The sequence below is a fragment of the Vreelandella jeotgali Hwa genome (assembly GCF_000334215.1).
GTDB classification, from domain to species: Bacteria; Pseudomonadota; Gammaproteobacteria; order Pseudomonadales; family Halomonadaceae; genus Vreelandella; species Vreelandella jeotgali.
The window spans coordinates 1-14555 of the sequence record NZ_AMQY01000026.1; the positions used below are offsets into that span (position 1 = coordinate 1).

Annotated in this window: 16 protein-coding genes and 1 pseudogene; 10 read left to right on the forward strand and 7 right to left on the reverse strand. The window is 54.6% G+C overall.

Annotated elements, in window-relative coordinates; all coding sequences use genetic code 11:
* Positions 1–320: 320 nt before the first annotated feature.
* Complete coding sequence (locus tag C793_RS14140) at positions 321–1481, reverse strand: 3'-5' exonuclease (RefSeq protein ID WP_017431407.1); 1161 nt, start codon at positions 1479–1481, stop codon at positions 321–323.
* Between the two features lie 93 nt (positions 1482–1574).
* Between C793_RS14140 and C793_RS0113115 the strand changes: the two genes are divergently transcribed.
* The 5 genes and pseudogenes from C793_RS0113115 (at position 1575) to C793_RS14760 (ending at position 4943) form a co-directional block, all read left to right on the forward strand.
* Positions 1575–2576 (forward strand): DNA-binding protein, encoded by a 1002-nt coding sequence (locus C793_RS0113115; RefSeq protein ID WP_017431408.1) that lies wholly within the window; start codon positions 1575–1577, stop codon positions 2574–2576.
* Positions 2577–2715: 139 nt separating this feature from the next.
* Positions 2716–3114 carry a MobC family plasmid mobilization relaxosome protein gene (locus C793_RS14000; protein ID WP_051038373.1) on the forward strand — a complete coding sequence of 133 codons (399 nt, stop codon included), beginning with the start codon at positions 2716–2718 and terminating at the stop codon, positions 3112–3114.
* A 116-nt stretch (positions 3115–3230) separates the two neighbouring features.
* Positions 3231–3482: pseudogene (locus tag C793_RS14890) on the forward strand (relaxase/mobilization nuclease domain-containing protein); the annotation flags it as partial.
* Positions 3483–4092: 610 nt separating this feature from the next.
* A complete protein-coding gene (locus C793_RS14755; RefSeq protein ID WP_017431410.1) occupies positions 4093–4521 on the forward strand; it encodes a hypothetical protein in 429 nt (142 codons plus the stop codon).
* 170 nt (positions 4522–4691) lie between these two features.
* Positions 4692–4943, forward strand: coding sequence for a hypothetical protein (locus tag C793_RS14760; protein WP_017431411.1), 252 nt, complete (start codon positions 4692–4694; stop codon positions 4941–4943).
* Between the two features lie 142 nt (positions 4944–5085).
* On the opposite strand, the gene C793_RS0113135 is transcribed toward C793_RS14760, so the two are convergent.
* Positions 5086–5382, reverse strand: a complete 297-nt coding sequence (locus C793_RS0113135) for a hypothetical protein (RefSeq protein WP_156805098.1) — start codon at positions 5380–5382, stop codon at positions 5086–5088.
* A 130-nt stretch (positions 5383–5512) separates the two neighbouring features.
* Here C793_RS0113135 and C793_RS14370 point away from each other — a divergent pair, with 130 nt between their 5' ends.
* The 3 genes from C793_RS14370 (at position 5513) to C793_RS0113145 (ending at position 7728) form a co-directional block, all read left to right on the forward strand.
* On the forward strand, positions 5513–5746 hold the full coding sequence (locus C793_RS14370) for a helix-turn-helix domain-containing protein (protein ID WP_083871948.1): 234 nt from the start codon (positions 5513–5515) through the stop codon (positions 5744–5746).
* Positions 5747–5872: 126 nt separating this feature from the next.
* Positions 5873–7093 carry a DNA cytosine methyltransferase gene (locus C793_RS0113140; protein ID WP_017431413.1) on the forward strand — a complete coding sequence of 407 codons (1221 nt, stop codon included), beginning with the start codon at positions 5873–5875 and terminating at the stop codon, positions 7091–7093.
* Entirely contained in the window at positions 7090–7728 is a 639-nt protein-coding gene (locus C793_RS0113145; protein ID WP_017431414.1) for an Eco29kI family restriction endonuclease, read from the forward strand. Before C793_RS0113140 ends, C793_RS0113145 begins: the two co-directional genes overlap by 4 nt.
* Positions 7729–7891: 163 nt before the next feature.
* Here the strand turns inward: C793_RS0113145 and C793_RS0113150 are convergent, their stop codons facing one another.
* The 3 genes from C793_RS0113150 to tenpIN form a co-directional block, all read right to left on the reverse strand.
* Complete coding sequence (locus C793_RS0113150) at positions 7892–8947, reverse strand: helix-hairpin-helix domain-containing protein (protein ID WP_017431415.1); 1056 nt, start codon at positions 8945–8947, stop codon at positions 7892–7894.
* A 60-nt stretch (positions 8948–9007) separates the two neighbouring features.
* Positions 9008–10108 carry an ion transporter gene (locus tag C793_RS14375; RefSeq protein ID WP_083871949.1) on the reverse strand — a complete coding sequence of 367 codons (1101 nt, stop codon included), beginning with the start codon at positions 10106–10108 and terminating at the stop codon, positions 9008–9010.
* Positions 10109–10389: 281 nt separating this feature from the next.
* Entirely contained in the window at positions 10390–10872 is a 483-nt protein-coding gene (gene tenpIN / locus C793_RS14895) for a type III toxin-antitoxin system TenpIN family toxin (protein WP_371827783.1), read from the reverse strand.
* A 294-nt stretch (positions 10873–11166) separates the two neighbouring features.
* On the opposite strand from tenpIN, the gene C793_RS0113160 reads away from it, so the two are divergent.
* Positions 11167–11793 carry a tyrosine-type recombinase/integrase gene (locus C793_RS0113160; protein ID WP_017431417.1) on the forward strand — a complete coding sequence of 209 codons (627 nt, stop codon included), beginning with the start codon at positions 11167–11169 and terminating at the stop codon, positions 11791–11793.
* A 16-nt stretch (positions 11794–11809) separates the two neighbouring features.
* On the opposite strand, the gene C793_RS0113165 is transcribed toward C793_RS0113160, so the two are convergent.
* Together C793_RS0113165 and C793_RS14005 are read right to left on the reverse strand one after the other, a co-directional pair.
* Complete coding sequence (locus tag C793_RS0113165; protein WP_017431418.1) at positions 11810–12073, reverse strand: hypothetical protein; 264 nt, start codon at positions 12071–12073, stop codon at positions 11810–11812.
* A 5-nt stretch (positions 12074–12078) separates the two neighbouring features.
* Positions 12079–12747, reverse strand: coding sequence for an AAA family ATPase (locus C793_RS14005; protein WP_017431419.1), 669 nt, complete (start codon positions 12745–12747; stop codon positions 12079–12081).
* 390 nt (positions 12748–13137) lie between these two features.
* Between C793_RS14005 and C793_RS0113175 the strand changes: the two genes are divergently transcribed.
* Positions 13138–14463 carry a helix-turn-helix domain-containing protein gene (locus tag C793_RS0113175; protein ID WP_017431420.1) on the forward strand — a complete coding sequence of 442 codons (1326 nt, stop codon included), beginning with the start codon at positions 13138–13140 and terminating at the stop codon, positions 14461–14463.
* Positions 14464–14555: the final 92 nt, after the last annotated feature.

The following is a 14555-nucleotide window of genomic DNA, read 5'->3' on the forward strand; positions in this document are numbered from 1 at the left end:
CGGGTTTCGGGTTTCGGGTTTCGGGTTTCGGGTTTCGGGTTTCGGGTTTCGGGTTTCGGGTTTTAATTATGGTTCGAGCGGCAGCGAGATACTCGCGATGCCTGCCGTCTCAAAATGACGTGCTCGCGTGCCTTTGGCGAGCAAGGCATTTTTGAGCGGCTGCCCCGCCGGCAGGCGAACCTACTATTTGCTTTGTACGCTGTCTAAGCTTTGAGCTGATGTCTGCTCGAACGTGCACTAAAGCACTTTCCATCTATCAGCAATTCAGCTGCGTGCGAAAAATTTAAAATAAGGTGGACTAATCCTGAATTTTGACTATTTCAGGGCGATTTGAGCGCGTTCCTGTCGTACACCGGATACCAATGTTTGCCAATCGCATTCCAGCAATCTGCGGCAGGTTCCAGGGCGTCTATCTGGGCCTCTGGCACTCCGTCATGACGGAGATCGGTGCGTGTGGCCGGGCTGTCCGGCATCGGCGCAAAGCGCAGCGGATACGCGGCCCGAATGTCGTCGAGCTGGTCTTTGGCGTACAGCGCATGAGCCGCACGCGGCCCAGCATAGACCGCTACCGGCACCAGAAGTCGGCGTAGCCAGCGGTAGCTCGGAAACCAGCGGGCCGGGGCTAGATGCTCGGGGATGTCGCTTTTCCGGCGGTATACCGATTCGATCCCAATGCCGGTATCCAGGCACTCGGCAGGCGTGTTGTACGGCATGTTGGCAAAAATCGCGGCAAAGCGCTGTGCGGCGTCATGCCTAGCATGCGCGGTAATCCAGTGAGGATCGGCGGTTTGCCGCAGAAAATAGCGCTCAATGACACGGCTCGCATGGGTCTGGGCCGTGTTGTGGCGCTGCCGGGCCGCGTTGCGGCGGCGCTGTTCGTAGCGGGTCAGCAGTGTAGCGGCCCGCGCCGCGTCCTCCTGCGCCTGCTGCTGGACCGCACGCTGGGCGTCAACGGCGGCGCGGTAGGCGTCCGATCCCTCCAGATAGCGCCACACCGCCCGACAGGCCAACGCATCGGCGTGGGCGCGGTGGGCGTCATCCTCTCCCCAATCATGCGCGACGTGCGCCGCAGCGCGGCGCAACGGCTGCCAGGTGTAGCTCCCGTGATATTCGCTGTAATCGCCGTGGTACTCGGCATACGCCTCCATGCAGCACGCCACCTGGGCGGCAGAGCGGCTCACGGCTTCCGGTAGAAAGCCCATGTCGAAGGCTGCGTTATAGATCACCAGCCGTGCTTCGCTGACGGCTGCCACTACCTCTGGCAACACGTCGCCCAGTCGCAGCGCTCCCCGCACGTCATCCGGCGCAATGCCGTGGATGCGCTGTGCCCCCGGCCATTCGGTGCGGTGATCCGGGCATATCAGCGTATCGAGCAACGTGTGGCCGGCGTCGTCTACCAGGGCAATCTCCAGAATCTCGTCGTGCCCGGCGTGCAGGCCGGTGGTTTCGGTGTCGAGGAATACGGTTTGCGGCTGGGTCATCGCTGTCACTCCGTCGATATACATATAAAATGTTGTAATATGTTGTATGTAGTATTATACTACATACAACAAAATACAAGCACGGAGCAAAATATGGCCCTCACCGTCGATAAAATTCACGCCGCTGCCGATCACATCGCCGCTCAGGGAGAACGCCCAACACTGGCTCGTGTTCGCAAAATGTTGGGAGGCGGCTCATTCAGCACGATCAGCGAAGCGATGCAGTCCTGGCGGGCCGAGCAGGCGCAGGAGCACGCGCTGGCCGAGGTTGAGGTGCCAGAGGCCATCAGCGAGCGCGTGGAACAGCTAAAATCGGCAGCTTGGGAGTCGGCCATGACTGAGGCTGAAAAACGGCTGTCGGCGGAGCGTGCGGCCCTGGAGGAGGTTCAGGCCGACGCTGCCGGCGAGGTGGCTGAGGCTCGCGAGGCTGTAGATATGCTTGAGGCTGAGGCTGAGCAACGGGACGGCGAGCTGGAAACGCTGCGAGAGCAGTTGAGCGACGCCGAGAGCCTGGCAAAAGAAGCCATCGCCGCCCGGCAGCGGGCCGAGCAACAGCGGGACGCCGATGCCTCTCGGTTGGGGGAGCGAATTGAGGGGCTGGAGGCGCGACTGGGCGATGCCCAGGAATCCCGCGAGAATGCCGAAGCTCGCGAGGCGGCTATCGGTAAGACGCTGGAGAGGGTGCGCTATCAGTTGGGCGAAGCCGAGCAGTGCAACGCCGACGCGGCTCAGCTGAAAGAGCGAGTTGAGGGGCTGGAGGCGCGACTGGCCGATGCCCAAGAATCCCGCAAGAATGCCGAGACTGCTCTGCAGAAGCAAGAGCAAGCCCGTCAGGCTGCAGAGGCATCGCTTGTTTCTGATCGGAAACATCACGAAAACGAGCTGGAGGAGTGGCGCCGGATGCACGACACCACGCAGGAATCGGTATCGGAAGCTGTCGAAAAGGTGACGAGACTGGAGGAGAGAAACTCTGGTTTGGAGACGCGTTTGACAGAGTGCCAAAAATTGGTTGAGTGGCTAACGGTACTGGATGAGGGTGGTGTTGAGGGTGATCCTAATGCTGGCTCTGAGGAGGATCAGCAAAAATTATGGTAGAGTTACACTAATAAGCCAGCCTACCCTGTCTGACACATTAGCTGTCGCTAATGTAGAGCTACGCTCGCAGACAGGGGCTGGCGGGGGCTGCGCCCCTCGACCCCCGCAACCCCACACCCCAACCCCCGGAGGCGTGCCCATGGCTCAGCGACAAACAGCCCTATCACGGCGGGTCACGTTGCGACTGCCCGAGGCCACCGCCGCCGCCTGGCGGCAGCGAGCTGACGCTGCCGACCAGTCGCTGAGTGACTGGCTACGCTCGACGGTTGATGGCGAGGCGGCTCGACAAACGGGCCTGCGCCGACAGCGCCGTCGTCTGAAAACGCTGACCGCCGACCCGGAGCTGCTGCGGCAGCTCGCCGCCGTGGGGAGCAACGTCAACCAGATTGCCCGCGTGCTGAACTCGATCGGCCTCAACCCCTGCGACCAGGCACCCCTGCTGGCCGAGTTAACCGCGATACAGCGAGAGCTGCACAACCTGGCCGAGCTGCCGCGTTATGACGAGGATGACGAGGGAGCAGAAATGTCGTGCACATAAAATTTTTGCGCCACGGCCAGGGGAGCGCAAGCGGGGCCGTTCGTTATCTGCTGGGCAGTCACGACCATCGAGGTGTGCCTCGTGCCGAGGTGTCGGTGTTGCGCGGTGACCCGTCGATGGTGGCCAATGTGGCCGATTCGAGCCGCCATCAGTGGCGATATACGAGCGGCGTCATCGCCTGGGCGCCCGGCGACCGGCCGACCCCGGCGCAAATCGAGCAGGTCATTGGAGAGTGGGAGGCCGCGGCGTTTGCCGGCCTCGATCCCGATCAGTACGCCAGCTGCGCGGTTCTGCACAGAGACGACGATGGCACCGCACACGTTCATACGCTGACCGCCCGCGTCGAGCTGACCACCGGGCGGGCGCTGAACATCGCCCCGCCCGGCCATGAGCGGCTTTTCGATCCGCTACGCGACGCCTGGAACCACGCCCGGGGCTGGGCGCGGCCTGACGATCCCGACCGCGCCCGGCGCGTGGAACCCGGCCGTGAATCGCATCGGGATCGTGCCGACCACCACCCCATGCGTCGCGCCGATATCAACGCCTATATCGAGGATATGGTGATCCGAGGGCGGGTCACGAATGCTGACGAGGTACGTGCGGCACTGGCCGACATTGGCGAGATCACCCGTACTGGGGCGAGCTACGTCAGCGTCCGTCCCGAGGGCGCTAAACGCGCCATTCGACTCCGAGGCGACCTATTCCGCGCTGACTGGCATATCGACCAGACGATTGAGCGGGAGAGACATACAGCTCAGGACGCCCTGGCAGGTAATGCCGGTCGGGTAAACCCGGAGGCTGCACATCGCGCACAGGAGCGGCTGGCGAGCGCGATGGAACGACGCCGTCTCTATCACCAGAAACGCTATCCGATAACCGCCAGTCGTCGGCCCGAGCGCACTGACGCACCTCCAGGCATAGAGAGTCTACCGACCGATCCATATCGCGATATCGGTTCCCCGACAGAGGATATATGGCATGACAGAACTGGAGACCCTGCTGCTGCGTCAGTTGGAGCAGCAGCAGACCGCATCCGAGCAGCTGGTGAACGCGCTGTCGAAACAGCTGGAGCGCTTGCAGACAGCGCAGAACACGCAGCAGCGCGACAACGACGTCCTGAGACAGGAAATGCGTCACCAGCAGGCCGAATCCGAGCGGCTCGTGAGCGAATTGTTGGCACCGCTACAGCGCTTGCAGACAGCGCTGAGCGATCAACGGAGCGAGAACGTCACGCTACGCCGGGAGGTGCAGACTCAGCGCGATCGGATGCAGCAGGAGATAGATACGCTACGGCAGGAGGTACGCGCCAATCAGCAGAAAACCACGCAGGCATTCGAGCGCTGGACGCAGAAATTCAACGAAATGTTGCCGCCCTTGCAGAATTTGCGGAATCAGTTGAAAAGGTAACCACGGCCTACGGGGCCTGGATGGCACGAAAAGCTGAGCGTGAACGGCAGGTCCATGAGCTGTCTCAGCGCCCCGCGCCGGCCGCCGATGAGCCGGCACCCACTGAAACGGCCTCCTCATTCCCGGACGCTGCGCTCGACCGTGCTCGAACTATGGCTCAACGAATGTTGATGATGGCGAATGATGGGGAACGAGAGGCTGTTATCCGAGATGCTGCCGCTGATCCGGATCTTGAATTTTTTGATGAGCTAGTAGAGCAGATGCTGTTGCTGGGCATCGATTCTCTGGGCGATCTGACTCCGGACGGTGAAAAACGTCGGGCTGAACTGTTGGATGCGCCCCCGCAGGAGCCTACACAGCATCAGAAACGGCTGGGGCCGGACATTGACAGCATGCCTGGCCCAGATGGGCCGAGTATGTGATAAAAACGCATGCTTTTTTTTACATATGTAATTTCTACACATGTGATTTCTACATATGCGAAAAAAACAGGTTAGGGTATCTGTTAAAATAAGCAAAAGCCCCGTCATGCGGGGCTTTCAGCATGTTGAAAGCAGTTTTTCTTCACGCTGCCATCGCATCAGAGATCTGACGCTCCAGTTTTTTGCTCAGCATTTCCAGCGTTCGTTGGGTTGCGTACAAATCACCGGCTGCCATCTCTCGTGCGACCCATTTTTCGAGGGCCACATAGTTTGAAAAATGCGGCGGCTGGCCAATTAGGGGTGCCAGCACGATGTCAGATGAATTGATATTGAGCTGAAGCGACTGCGCTACCGCGAGCGTAAAGCGCTGTAGCATCCGAGCGCCTTCTTTTTCCCGGATTGCCTGCCTGAAAAAATCTGCATCTGCTATTTGAGCCATGACCGTCTCCTAATGATATTTCGGTTATCAAATGAAGCTCTGTGTGTACATTTAAGCAGAGATCAGCCAGCTTGCAACCCTTTTTTGTCGTTTTGCGTTATCATTTGATTATAGAAAAGTAAGGGGCGTTATGATTCGTTTTAAAATCAAAGAGTTAATGGCAAAGCAGGAATATGACCTGGGGCGGCGTTTAACGATAGGTGAAGTATCAAAAGCCACAGCGATTCATCGTATGACACTATCGAAAATGATCAATCAGCGGGGGTATAGCACTACAACCGACCATCTCGACCGTCTATGTGCTTATTTTGGCTGTACGCTTGAAGATGTGGCGGAATTCGTGCCTGAAACGCACAGGGGATAGGCATCGAAGTAGTGAGTCGTTGAGTAATGGTGAACTGGCCGTCTGGAAATACCTGCTGAGCTGCTGCGGCTGAGCGCCCTGTACGACGTGCACGGGACTTCCTGAATGACATAACAGGATTGGAATATGATGAAGTCTGTTGAGCTTTTCGCGGGCGCGGGTGGGCTGGCAATGGGGGCGACCCTTGCCGGGTTTGAATCACTGGCAGTGGTTGAGTGGGACCGCTGGGCCTGCGACACGATGCGTGAAAACCAACGCAAGGGGCATCCTCTGGTGCAAAATTTGCCTTTATGGGAAGGCGATGTGCGCGATTTTGACTGGTCGGGCTTTCCCGAAGGAATCGACCTGGTGTCAGGTGGCCCACCCTGTCAGCCCTTCTCTATGGGGGGTCGTCACAAGGCCTTTGGCGATCAGCGCGACATGTTTCCAGCCACAGTAGATGTTGTGAGGCGGCTGAAGCCAAAGTCGTTCATCATTGAAAACGTGAAGGGGCTGACGCGCCCAAGTTTCCATGACTACTTCCAGTACATTCAGCTGCAATTGGAGTTTCCCGAAGTCGATCGACATGATGGCGAGACCTGGTTGGAGCACCTGAAACGTCTCCAGGAAGAAAAAACCTCCGGTGCTCAGCACTTTAATGGCCTGACATATAATTTATTTCCAATATTGGTCAACGCGGCGGACTATGGAATTCCCCAAAAGCGCGAGCGTGTATTTATCGTGGGGTTTCGCTCTGACCTGGGAGCGGAATGGTCACCGCCAGCTCCGACGCATTCCAAGGATGCTCTGCTTTACGATCAGTGGGTCACAGGGGACTACTGGGAACGGCACTGCGTTCCTGAATCACGCCGACCGGAAGTGCCAAAACACTTGGTAAGTCAGGTGCGTAAGCTTGATGATTCGCTTTTCGAGTATGATCGCAAGCCTTGGCGTACGGTCCGGGATGCCTTGGTTGACGTGCCGGACCCGCAGAAGCCAGGAGCACACTTTTTTTGCGATCATAACTTCCAGGATGGCGCACGCGTGTACAAAGGCCATACGGGAAGCCCGCTCGACCTACCGTCAAAGACGCTGAAAGCGGGAGCTCACGGTGTGCCGGGTGGTGAAAACATGATGGTTCGTGATGATGGAAGTGTTCGCTACTTTACGGTGCGTGAATCTGCTCGATTGCAGGCCTTCCCGGATGGTTATACGTTTCACGGTGCCTGGGGGGAAACCATGCGTCAATTAGGCAATGCCGTGCCTGTAGCCCTCGCTCGTACCATGGCATGTTCTGTCGCTGAACAACTGGCCCTGACGCAGCTACGCAACCTGGCCAAACAAACGAGCCGTAGGAAGATGGCATGACCGACAAGATCGTTCCGTTCAATCCACTGGATAAGCAGCACTTGGGCGAAAGTGTTGGGCAAGCCATGCTCCGCCAACCGGTGACGCCTCTTGGCGAGCTTGAAAAATTCAGTGGTGCGGGAATTTACGCGATTTATTATGTTGGGGATTTTCCTGCCTACCAGGCTATCGCCTCACGCAATCGAGGAGGCGATTTTGTAGCGCCCATTTATGTTGGCAAGGCGGTCCCTTCTGGCTCCCGGAAAGGCAATACCTCTATAACCGCTACAACCGCCCTGCACAAGCGTCTGAATGAGCACAGGAAGAGCATTGATGCTGCCGAGAACCTAAGCATTGTGGACTTCTACTGCCGTGCCCTGACGGTTGATGATATCTGGATTCCGTTGGGAGAGTCCTTGTTGATCGCCAAATTTACCCCGATTTGGAACCATTTGATTGATGGGTTTGGTAATCATGCGCCGGGTAAAGGGCGCTTTGACGGGCTTAGGCCGCGGTGGGACGTGCTTCACCCAGGGCGGTCCTGGGCAGCGAAATGTCAGCCTCGGGCTGAAACAATGGAACAGATCATGCATGAAGCTGAAGACCACCTACGGAATAATCCGCCACCCGACAATAATTTTATGACCATAAGTTAAATATATATATTTTTCCGTTATTCTTATGAAATAACTTACTTCACATTAAATGCTACTGTCTAACCTTCAAATAAAAGCCTGACAGTTTTCGGCGCAAAGTGGGATTATAGTCAAATTCAAGGTAAGCGCCATTATCTTGAGTTTGGGGACTGACACTGGCATATCACGGGCAAACTAACCCATTATTTTCGATGGTTTTCACGCTGGCAGCTCCCAGTCCATTGACACGCGACAGTTCATTCACGCTGTCCCAGGGTCTCAGTGTAATAATTTGTCGGGCGCGGGCCGGTCCTACATTATGCAGCTCCGTCAGTTGGTCGGCACTGGCCTCGTTTAGATCGATGCAGTATACGGCGTCGTTAGCGGCCTCGTAGGCGTCACCGTCGAACGTCATCAGCTCCATACTGGTATCACCCAATGCGATCCAAATTGGAGCGTGGTCTGAAATACGATCACGCGCTTCAACATGGTCGCCGGGCAGCAGGTCAGGAAAGCGGATAATGCCGCTGTTGGTGATGTCCAGCCGGTCGCTATGCCAGACATTGTCGTAGAGGTTGCTCCAGGCACCGTTGGTGGTGCCGAGCGTTGTAGCGCCGTCGGTAATCGCCGGTGATGCGTCCAGCTTGCGCAGCGCTGCCCAGGCTTCATTGGTCGGTGGCATGTTGTAATCCCCCATCAGCAAGCGCGGCGTGCCCGGATACGTTTCTGCCAGCCATTGCCAGTAGTCAGACAGGGCCTCGATCTCGGGCAGCCGGTCGCTAATGCTGTCGCCGTAAGTCACATGCACGGTAGCTACTGCAAGCTGCTGGCCGCTATCCAGGGCTGTAAACTGAGCCGAGTATGGCTCCCGCGCAAAAATGTCCTGGCTGTCCAGAAAAACCACGGCCCCTCTGTCGTACTCGATCTCGCTGTCTCGCCACAGGAAGCCGTAGTGTTCACGGTAACTACTGCGGCCCAGATCATCGCTGGCTATGCTGGACCAGGATTCGCCGCTGGCGGCTTCGACGGCTTGCTCCAGCTCGTTCAGCGCAGAGGGGTTCATCAGCTCCTGCACAGCCAGCAGATCGACGTGCTGCGCGATATGCGCTACCTGGCTCATGGCTTTGTCGTTGTCCCACCCGAGGTGCTGTATATTCCAGCTGCCGATAATAGCGTCTGCCAGTGCGGCTGTTGGCATGAGGGCGAAAGCGGTCACAAGAGCCACCGAGGTATTTTTCATGCTTTTCTCCTGTTTTCAGTGCACTGGTAAGTACCCGATCATCGCCGCAGGGGGGGATTTTTAGCCTCCTGAATCCAGGTCGTATTCTTCTAGTGGCGTCAGGTCTATAGCAATCAGCGTTCGCCTTCCTTCGGCTAGAGGAGCGTCCATATCGTCGATCACGAAATACATGCCGCCGAGCACGAATACAATAAAAGCGGTCATTACGAAGCCGGTTAATCCAGGTATCCCAAGAATGGCGATGAACGCGTAGACACATGTGACATACCAGAGAAATTTTTCGATTGCACGAGGGGTTCGAGCACGCAAACGGTGTGTCATGAACTCCGCATCACGATGAAAGCCCGCGCTAAGTGGCCCTCCAACGCCATTTTCTTCCAGCACGCGCTCAAATGAGTGTGTGCGATCTTTCAGTTTTATATAAGAGGCGCTCGTGTTTTCTTTAAGAGTTTTTCTTAGGCAGTCCAGCCAATCATTCGTGGCAGACTTTACTGGCGGGGTTCTAGGCATATCGGTTATTGATCCCAAGATGCGGCAGAGCGCATCCTCAACTTCATAGAACCGAGTCTGAGCAATGCTGAGCTTGGCACCAAGCAGCACGGCAATCGCAAAACCTGTAACGCTTAGCATGACTTTCATATCACCGAAGCCCGGCCACCAGGGTAGGGCTTCAGCGCTCACGATAATGCCCTTAACGGCCGCTGAAAGCGCGATCCATGGTAGCAATCGTTGCATTATCCCAGCCCAAAACGATTGTCTTCCGGTGCTTATGCGTGAGAATTTCATCAGACGTAGAAAACGTAAGAACCGTATGATTCGTAGGCTTCTAATCCATGCTAGGTTGGGCACCCCAGTAAAAGCTAGTGCCAATATTCCTGGCAAGATGGCAACTAAGTCTACCAAACCATCAAAGCTTAAAAGATAATCTAGGCGGTGACGGTATACTGCGAGGCGCAACAACATGTCTGATGTAAAGATAAACAGAATTAGCTGATGAAAAAATGTTACAGCACCATCATAAGAGGCAGCAATCGATGGATATCGAAACTGGAATATCAGCAGGCCAACTGATATATAGATCAAAAGTAAAAGACCAATATTGTAGCCAATGCCAATAGGTGTATCTGGATTACGCAGCAAATGAATGATGCGGTTACGCATATATTAGCTCACTTCCATGTAGTATCATCTATTTTTTCTTGTATCCAAATATGTCAGAAACACCTTTAATGTATCCCATGTGATCTGTAGCTTGGTCCTATATCTGGGGTATCTCTTTCCATTTGGTAATGTGATGCGGGTTCATATAGTCTATCTACAGTAAAGGAATGACAGAATTATGAAAATATAAGTAAAAAGAAAGAAAAAAGGAACATTCCAAGCATATGCTAAAGTTTTTCAATACTCAGTAATTTACAATATAAGACACTTTATATCAATATCTACAAACCAAGTTGTTTGTGATAATTTATTAAAGTGGTGAACCTATATTCTCTATTAAGAGCGGAATGGTTTTCCTTGCGAACGTTTTCTATATATTTCTCTACATATTTTTCAAATGATGTCTGAATATAGTGAGATTTTTCCTGTATGGCCTTATATTCATCAGGTGATATAAGGAAGCTATCCCCTATATAGGATATGTGTTCTATCAAAACTGCTTTTGTGTAATCGAGAGATTTATTTTTTTTAATCTTAAAGCAGTTTTTGTGTTTGGTATTGGATCGCAAAGGGATTCCAAAAGTAAGGTTATTTATGTCAATCATGACAACACCGTAACCCCTAGTTTTGGTAGTCGAGGGATTTTCTTGGCTGTCCATAACTTCTATTAAGTGATTATTGTTATAAAAGAAACTAGGGTCTAGCTTGACTATTTTCATACTTTCCCTGTAAAAAAAAAGCCCCATTTGGGGCTTTTTTCTCATTCTGTTTGGAGACTTCTTTTTTTACCGTGGGGGACCTCCTCCCACCACATCTTTCTGTTTGGAGACTTCTTTTTTTACCGTGGGGGATCTCCTCCCACCACATCTCTTTCACTACTAATTTTGGATGCAAAAAGGGCGGTGGTCAAGCCTCTGGGAGATCTGGGTGAGTAGCTGGGTGGTAAATTAGCTGCGATAGCCTTGGATCGTGCTTGGCAGCACCTCCGGTGGCAGGCCACACTGTCAGACTTCCAACCGGAACCCGGACAGTGTCCGCCGATCGGAGAGCCCAAGCCCATGACTGACGCCGCTTCGTCTCGTGTGACCCGCCTGCGCCCGGCCACTGAAAGCCGGACAGTCCGTACGCGCTCGACCAACGACGCGGCCCGAGGCCGCAAACACCTGACCCGTGACGAGGTGCACCGCCTCATCCGGGCGGCCCAACAGGGCCGCCAGGGCCGGCGCGACGCGTTGATGATCCGCCTGGCCTTCGAGCATGGCCTCCGCGTGAGCGAGTTGATCGCGCTCAAGTGGCAGCACCTGGATCTGGCCAGCGGCCATACCCTGACCATTCAACGGGCCAAGGGCTCGCGGGACGGCACCCACCCGCTGCAGGGCGAGACCGTGCGGGCGATCAAGCGCTATCAGAATGCCACGCAGCGTCGTGACGGCTTTGTGTTTGTCAGCGAACGCGGGGCGCCGGTGAGTATTGAGGGTTTTCGGAAGATGCTGGCTCGGCTGAGCGAGCGCGTGCTGGGCGTGCCCTGGCACCCGCACGCGCTACGCCACGCCTGCGGGGTACACCTGATCAACAGCGGCACGGACATTCGGACGGTGCAGCAGTACCTGGGCCACGCCAACATCCAGAACACGGTAGCCTACACGGCGCTGTCGGGGCGCCCGTTCGAGCGGCTGACGTTCTAATGGGTGTGGTTGGGTCCTAGAGGCCATCATCGTCAAAAGCGTTGCCTTGTTCTTTTTCATTGTGTTTTTCTTCTTTTTTGAGCCAGTCTTCCAGTGCTTCCTCAACAATAGATGCACTGGACCTATCATGTTGAAGAGAGGCGAATTTTAAATTATCCCGAAGCTTTTTAGGCACCCTCGCATTCAACATCACCTGGTGATCAGTACGCTTGGATGTATGAGACTTCGCACGTTCTTCAGCGCCCTGAACGAAGCTGTCATTCAGCTCAAAATTTGCCATTTTTCTTACTCCGGTTGTTTTTTCCGTAGCAGTGCCTGAAGAACCCTCTGCATCTCTTCATATGCTTTATGATCCGCGCTGCTATCGAAAACCGTCCCACCCTCATGCTGACTGTCGTCGTAGCTCACTCGGTCAACAATTGGATATTGGCTAACACCCAGCCCCATTGCCTCGATGACTTCTTTTGCAGCATCAATCCGCGTCCAAAAATTGGGGAGTGCGCGAGTCATGTTGAAGACTACTCGGGCTAAAATGGGGTTGAGGCCGCTGCTTTGTCTCTGTTCGTTAGCGGTCTGCACCAAGGCAGAAACATGCCGGAGCGTTTCCAGGTCTCGACGTGCGACCCGTGAAGGAATGATTAATCGATTTGCAATCAGCATACCGCTGCGTAATGCCACGGAGTCTGCACCGCCGCAATCGATCACAATATGACCGTATGACTGTGCGAGCTCCTTAATACTGGATCGGATGTCTCCCGTGATTTTACGGCTATCAACGGGAGCCAAATCAGGCTGATGCAGTCTACGCGCTGCGGCCCAGGACGCGGAGGTTGTCTGAGGATCCGTGTCTACCAGTAGCGTTGGTTTGCCAGTCATCGATAGGCGGACTGCAGCATGAGCCGCAATCGTGCTTTTCCCAACCCCCCCCTTTTCGCTGCCAACCAGCACAATCATAGACCCTCCTGGAACGCTAAATTTTCAGCACAATCGGATCATTCAATGATAGCATGAAAGCATGTTTTAAAGAAAGCATGCTTTCATGCTTTCATGCTTTCATGCTTTCATGTTTTCATGCTTTCAATGAGGTGTCGCTGTTGTAGATGCACTGGTCCGGTTATGACCGTTGCACGGGAGGGTTAGGCAACCGGTTTTAGGTGGGGTAGGAGAAGTGCCTGTGCATTCGCTGCCCAGCGGCGATAAATACCCGCTGATTGGCAGCTAAAAAACGACACACTGAAATTATGATAGAATGGACAGTAAACCAGACCAGAAATAAAAAACGCCCCCGACTGAGCATTTTCTTGGCGGAAAATCAGTCGAGGGCGTCCGATACAGGACTCCATTATGGCCCAAAATGGCCGCATTTCGCAAGCTATCCCACTTTTGAGTTCACCGGCAGATCACCAGTCTGTGATCGCTCCGCAGCAACGCGGCGATATGATCGCATGGTGCAAAGGGCGAAAGCCGGAGTGGCCTAAGATTGCTGCCTCTGATGCTCACAAAGCGGCCCAGGATAAGCTCGCTCGGTGGGTTGATCAACCAGATATTTTCATTACCCCCAATGAATTTCATGGATGGCGGCTAATCCGGCTGTTGAGCCGCATTAATTCCCTCTATGTCGATATCGACATGCATAATGCGGATGGCGGCGTCGACATGATGAAAATGGCGGCTACGGCGATTGACGCGCTAGAGCGAGCTCATGCTCCGTTACCGAATTTTATTGTTTATACGGGGCGCGGTATTCATCTGTACTGGACGCTCTATGAGGCCCTACCCGCACAAGCGCTACCTAGGTGGCAGGCCTGCCAGCGGGCGCTTGTAAAGCTATTAAATGGTGACAAGCAGAGCGCTGATGCGACGCGTGTGCTGCGTATGATCGGCACTAAAAATAGCAAGGCGAATGATTGGATCGTGACTGCTGAGATAGTCGTACCCCAGCGCTATACATTTGAGGAACTAGCCGAGGATATCCTGCCCTTCAACCGTGCTGAGATTCGCGATATTTCAGCCGCGAGGTCACGGAGAAGATCTCAGAAAAAAAACAATGGAAGAAGGTCTAAGCAGGCTACAGGGACAATTTTTCAGCGTTGGCATCACGTTTACGAAGATTTGCATCGGATCTTAGACCATCACTGGTTCGGCGGTGTACCCGAAGGGTACCGAAATACATTGCTGTTCCACCTGAGCAATTCACTGTCGTGGTTTACTCGGCATGAAGCTCTAGAGAGCGAGATCAGTGCAGTTGCTCGCACACAAATTCCTACCCTTTCTAATCGTGAGGTCCAAACCTACACCAGCCCGATTGTCCAGCGTGCAGCGGCCGCCGCAGATGGACAATGGATCGAGTATGACGGCAGGCAGGTCGATCCGCGCTACAGATACCGGCGGCAGACACTCTATGACGCGCTTGCGCCGTTGATTCCTACGGAATTGCTGCCAGAAATGCGTGCGATCATCCCTGACCATCTAGCCCATGAGCGGAAGTTGGCACGAGACAAGGCGCGCTACGCTGATTCGTACACTGGGTCAGGGGTTAAGCAACAAAATATCGATAAACGCGCTCAGGCTCTTAAAATGCGCTCTCAAGGGCTACCATTAGCACATATTGCCAAATCCCTAGGCGTAACGCACACAACTATCAGAAGATGGACAAAAAACCGTAAGTAGTTGAAAAAAAACAATTTGAACTCAAACGCGCCTTGTATATCGTGGTCCCCCCGGGGACCTAACGCGAAGCGCAGCCCGTATGGGCTGGTTTC

What these genes read in the sequence shown, in the direction of transcription:
- C793_RS0113135 (WP_156805098.1), bottom strand. Translation starts at nt 5,382, where the DNA reads ATGGCTCAAATAGCAGATGCAGATTTTTTCAGGCAGGCAATCCGGGAA.
- C793_RS14140 (WP_017431407.1), bottom strand. Translation starts at nt 1,481, where the DNA reads ATGACCCAGCCGCAAACCGTATTCCTCGACACCGAAACCACCGGCCTG.
- C793_RS0113140 (WP_017431413.1), top strand. Translation starts at nt 5,873, where the DNA reads ATGATGAAGTCTGTTGAGCTTTTCGCGGGCGCGGGTGGGCTGGCAATG.
- C793_RS0113160 (WP_017431417.1), top strand. Translation starts at nt 11,167, where the DNA reads ATGACTGACGCCGCTTCGTCTCGTGTGACCCGCCTGCGCCCGGCCACT.
- C793_RS14375 (WP_083871949.1), bottom strand. Translation starts at nt 10,108, where the DNA reads ATGCGTAACCGCATCATTCATTTGCTGCGTAATCCAGATACACCTATT.
- tenpIN (WP_371827783.1), bottom strand. Translation starts at nt 10,872, where the DNA reads ATGAGAAAAAAGCCCCAAATGGGGCTTTTTTTTTACAGGGAAAGTATG.
- C793_RS0113150 (WP_017431415.1), bottom strand. Translation starts at nt 8,947, where the DNA reads ATGAAAAATACCTCGGTGGCTCTTGTGACCGCTTTCGCCCTCATGCCA.
- C793_RS0113175 (WP_017431420.1), top strand. Translation starts at nt 13,138, where the DNA reads ATGGCCCAAAATGGCCGCATTTCGCAAGCTATCCCACTTTTGAGTTCA.
- C793_RS0113165 (WP_017431418.1), bottom strand. Translation starts at nt 12,073, where the DNA reads ATGGCAAATTTTGAGCTGAATGACAGCTTCGTTCAGGGCGCTGAAGAA.
- C793_RS14000 (WP_051038373.1), top strand. Translation starts at nt 2,716, where the DNA reads ATGGCTCAGCGACAAACAGCCCTATCACGGCGGGTCACGTTGCGACTG.
- C793_RS0113145 (WP_017431414.1), top strand. Translation starts at nt 7,090, where the DNA reads ATGACCGACAAGATCGTTCCGTTCAATCCACTGGATAAGCAGCACTTG.
- C793_RS14370 (WP_083871948.1), top strand. Translation starts at nt 5,513, where the DNA reads ATGATTCGTTTTAAAATCAAAGAGTTAATGGCAAAGCAGGAATATGAC.
- C793_RS14005 (WP_017431419.1), bottom strand. Translation starts at nt 12,747, where the DNA reads ATGATTGTGCTGGTTGGCAGCGAAAAGGGGGGGGTTGGGAAAAGCACG.
- C793_RS14760 (WP_017431411.1), top strand. Translation starts at nt 4,692, where the DNA reads ATGATGGCGAATGATGGGGAACGAGAGGCTGTTATCCGAGATGCTGCC.
- C793_RS0113115 (WP_017431408.1), top strand. Translation starts at nt 1,575, where the DNA reads ATGGCCCTCACCGTCGATAAAATTCACGCCGCTGCCGATCACATCGCC.
- C793_RS14755 (WP_017431410.1), top strand. Translation starts at nt 4,093, where the DNA reads ATGACAGAACTGGAGACCCTGCTGCTGCGTCAGTTGGAGCAGCAGCAG.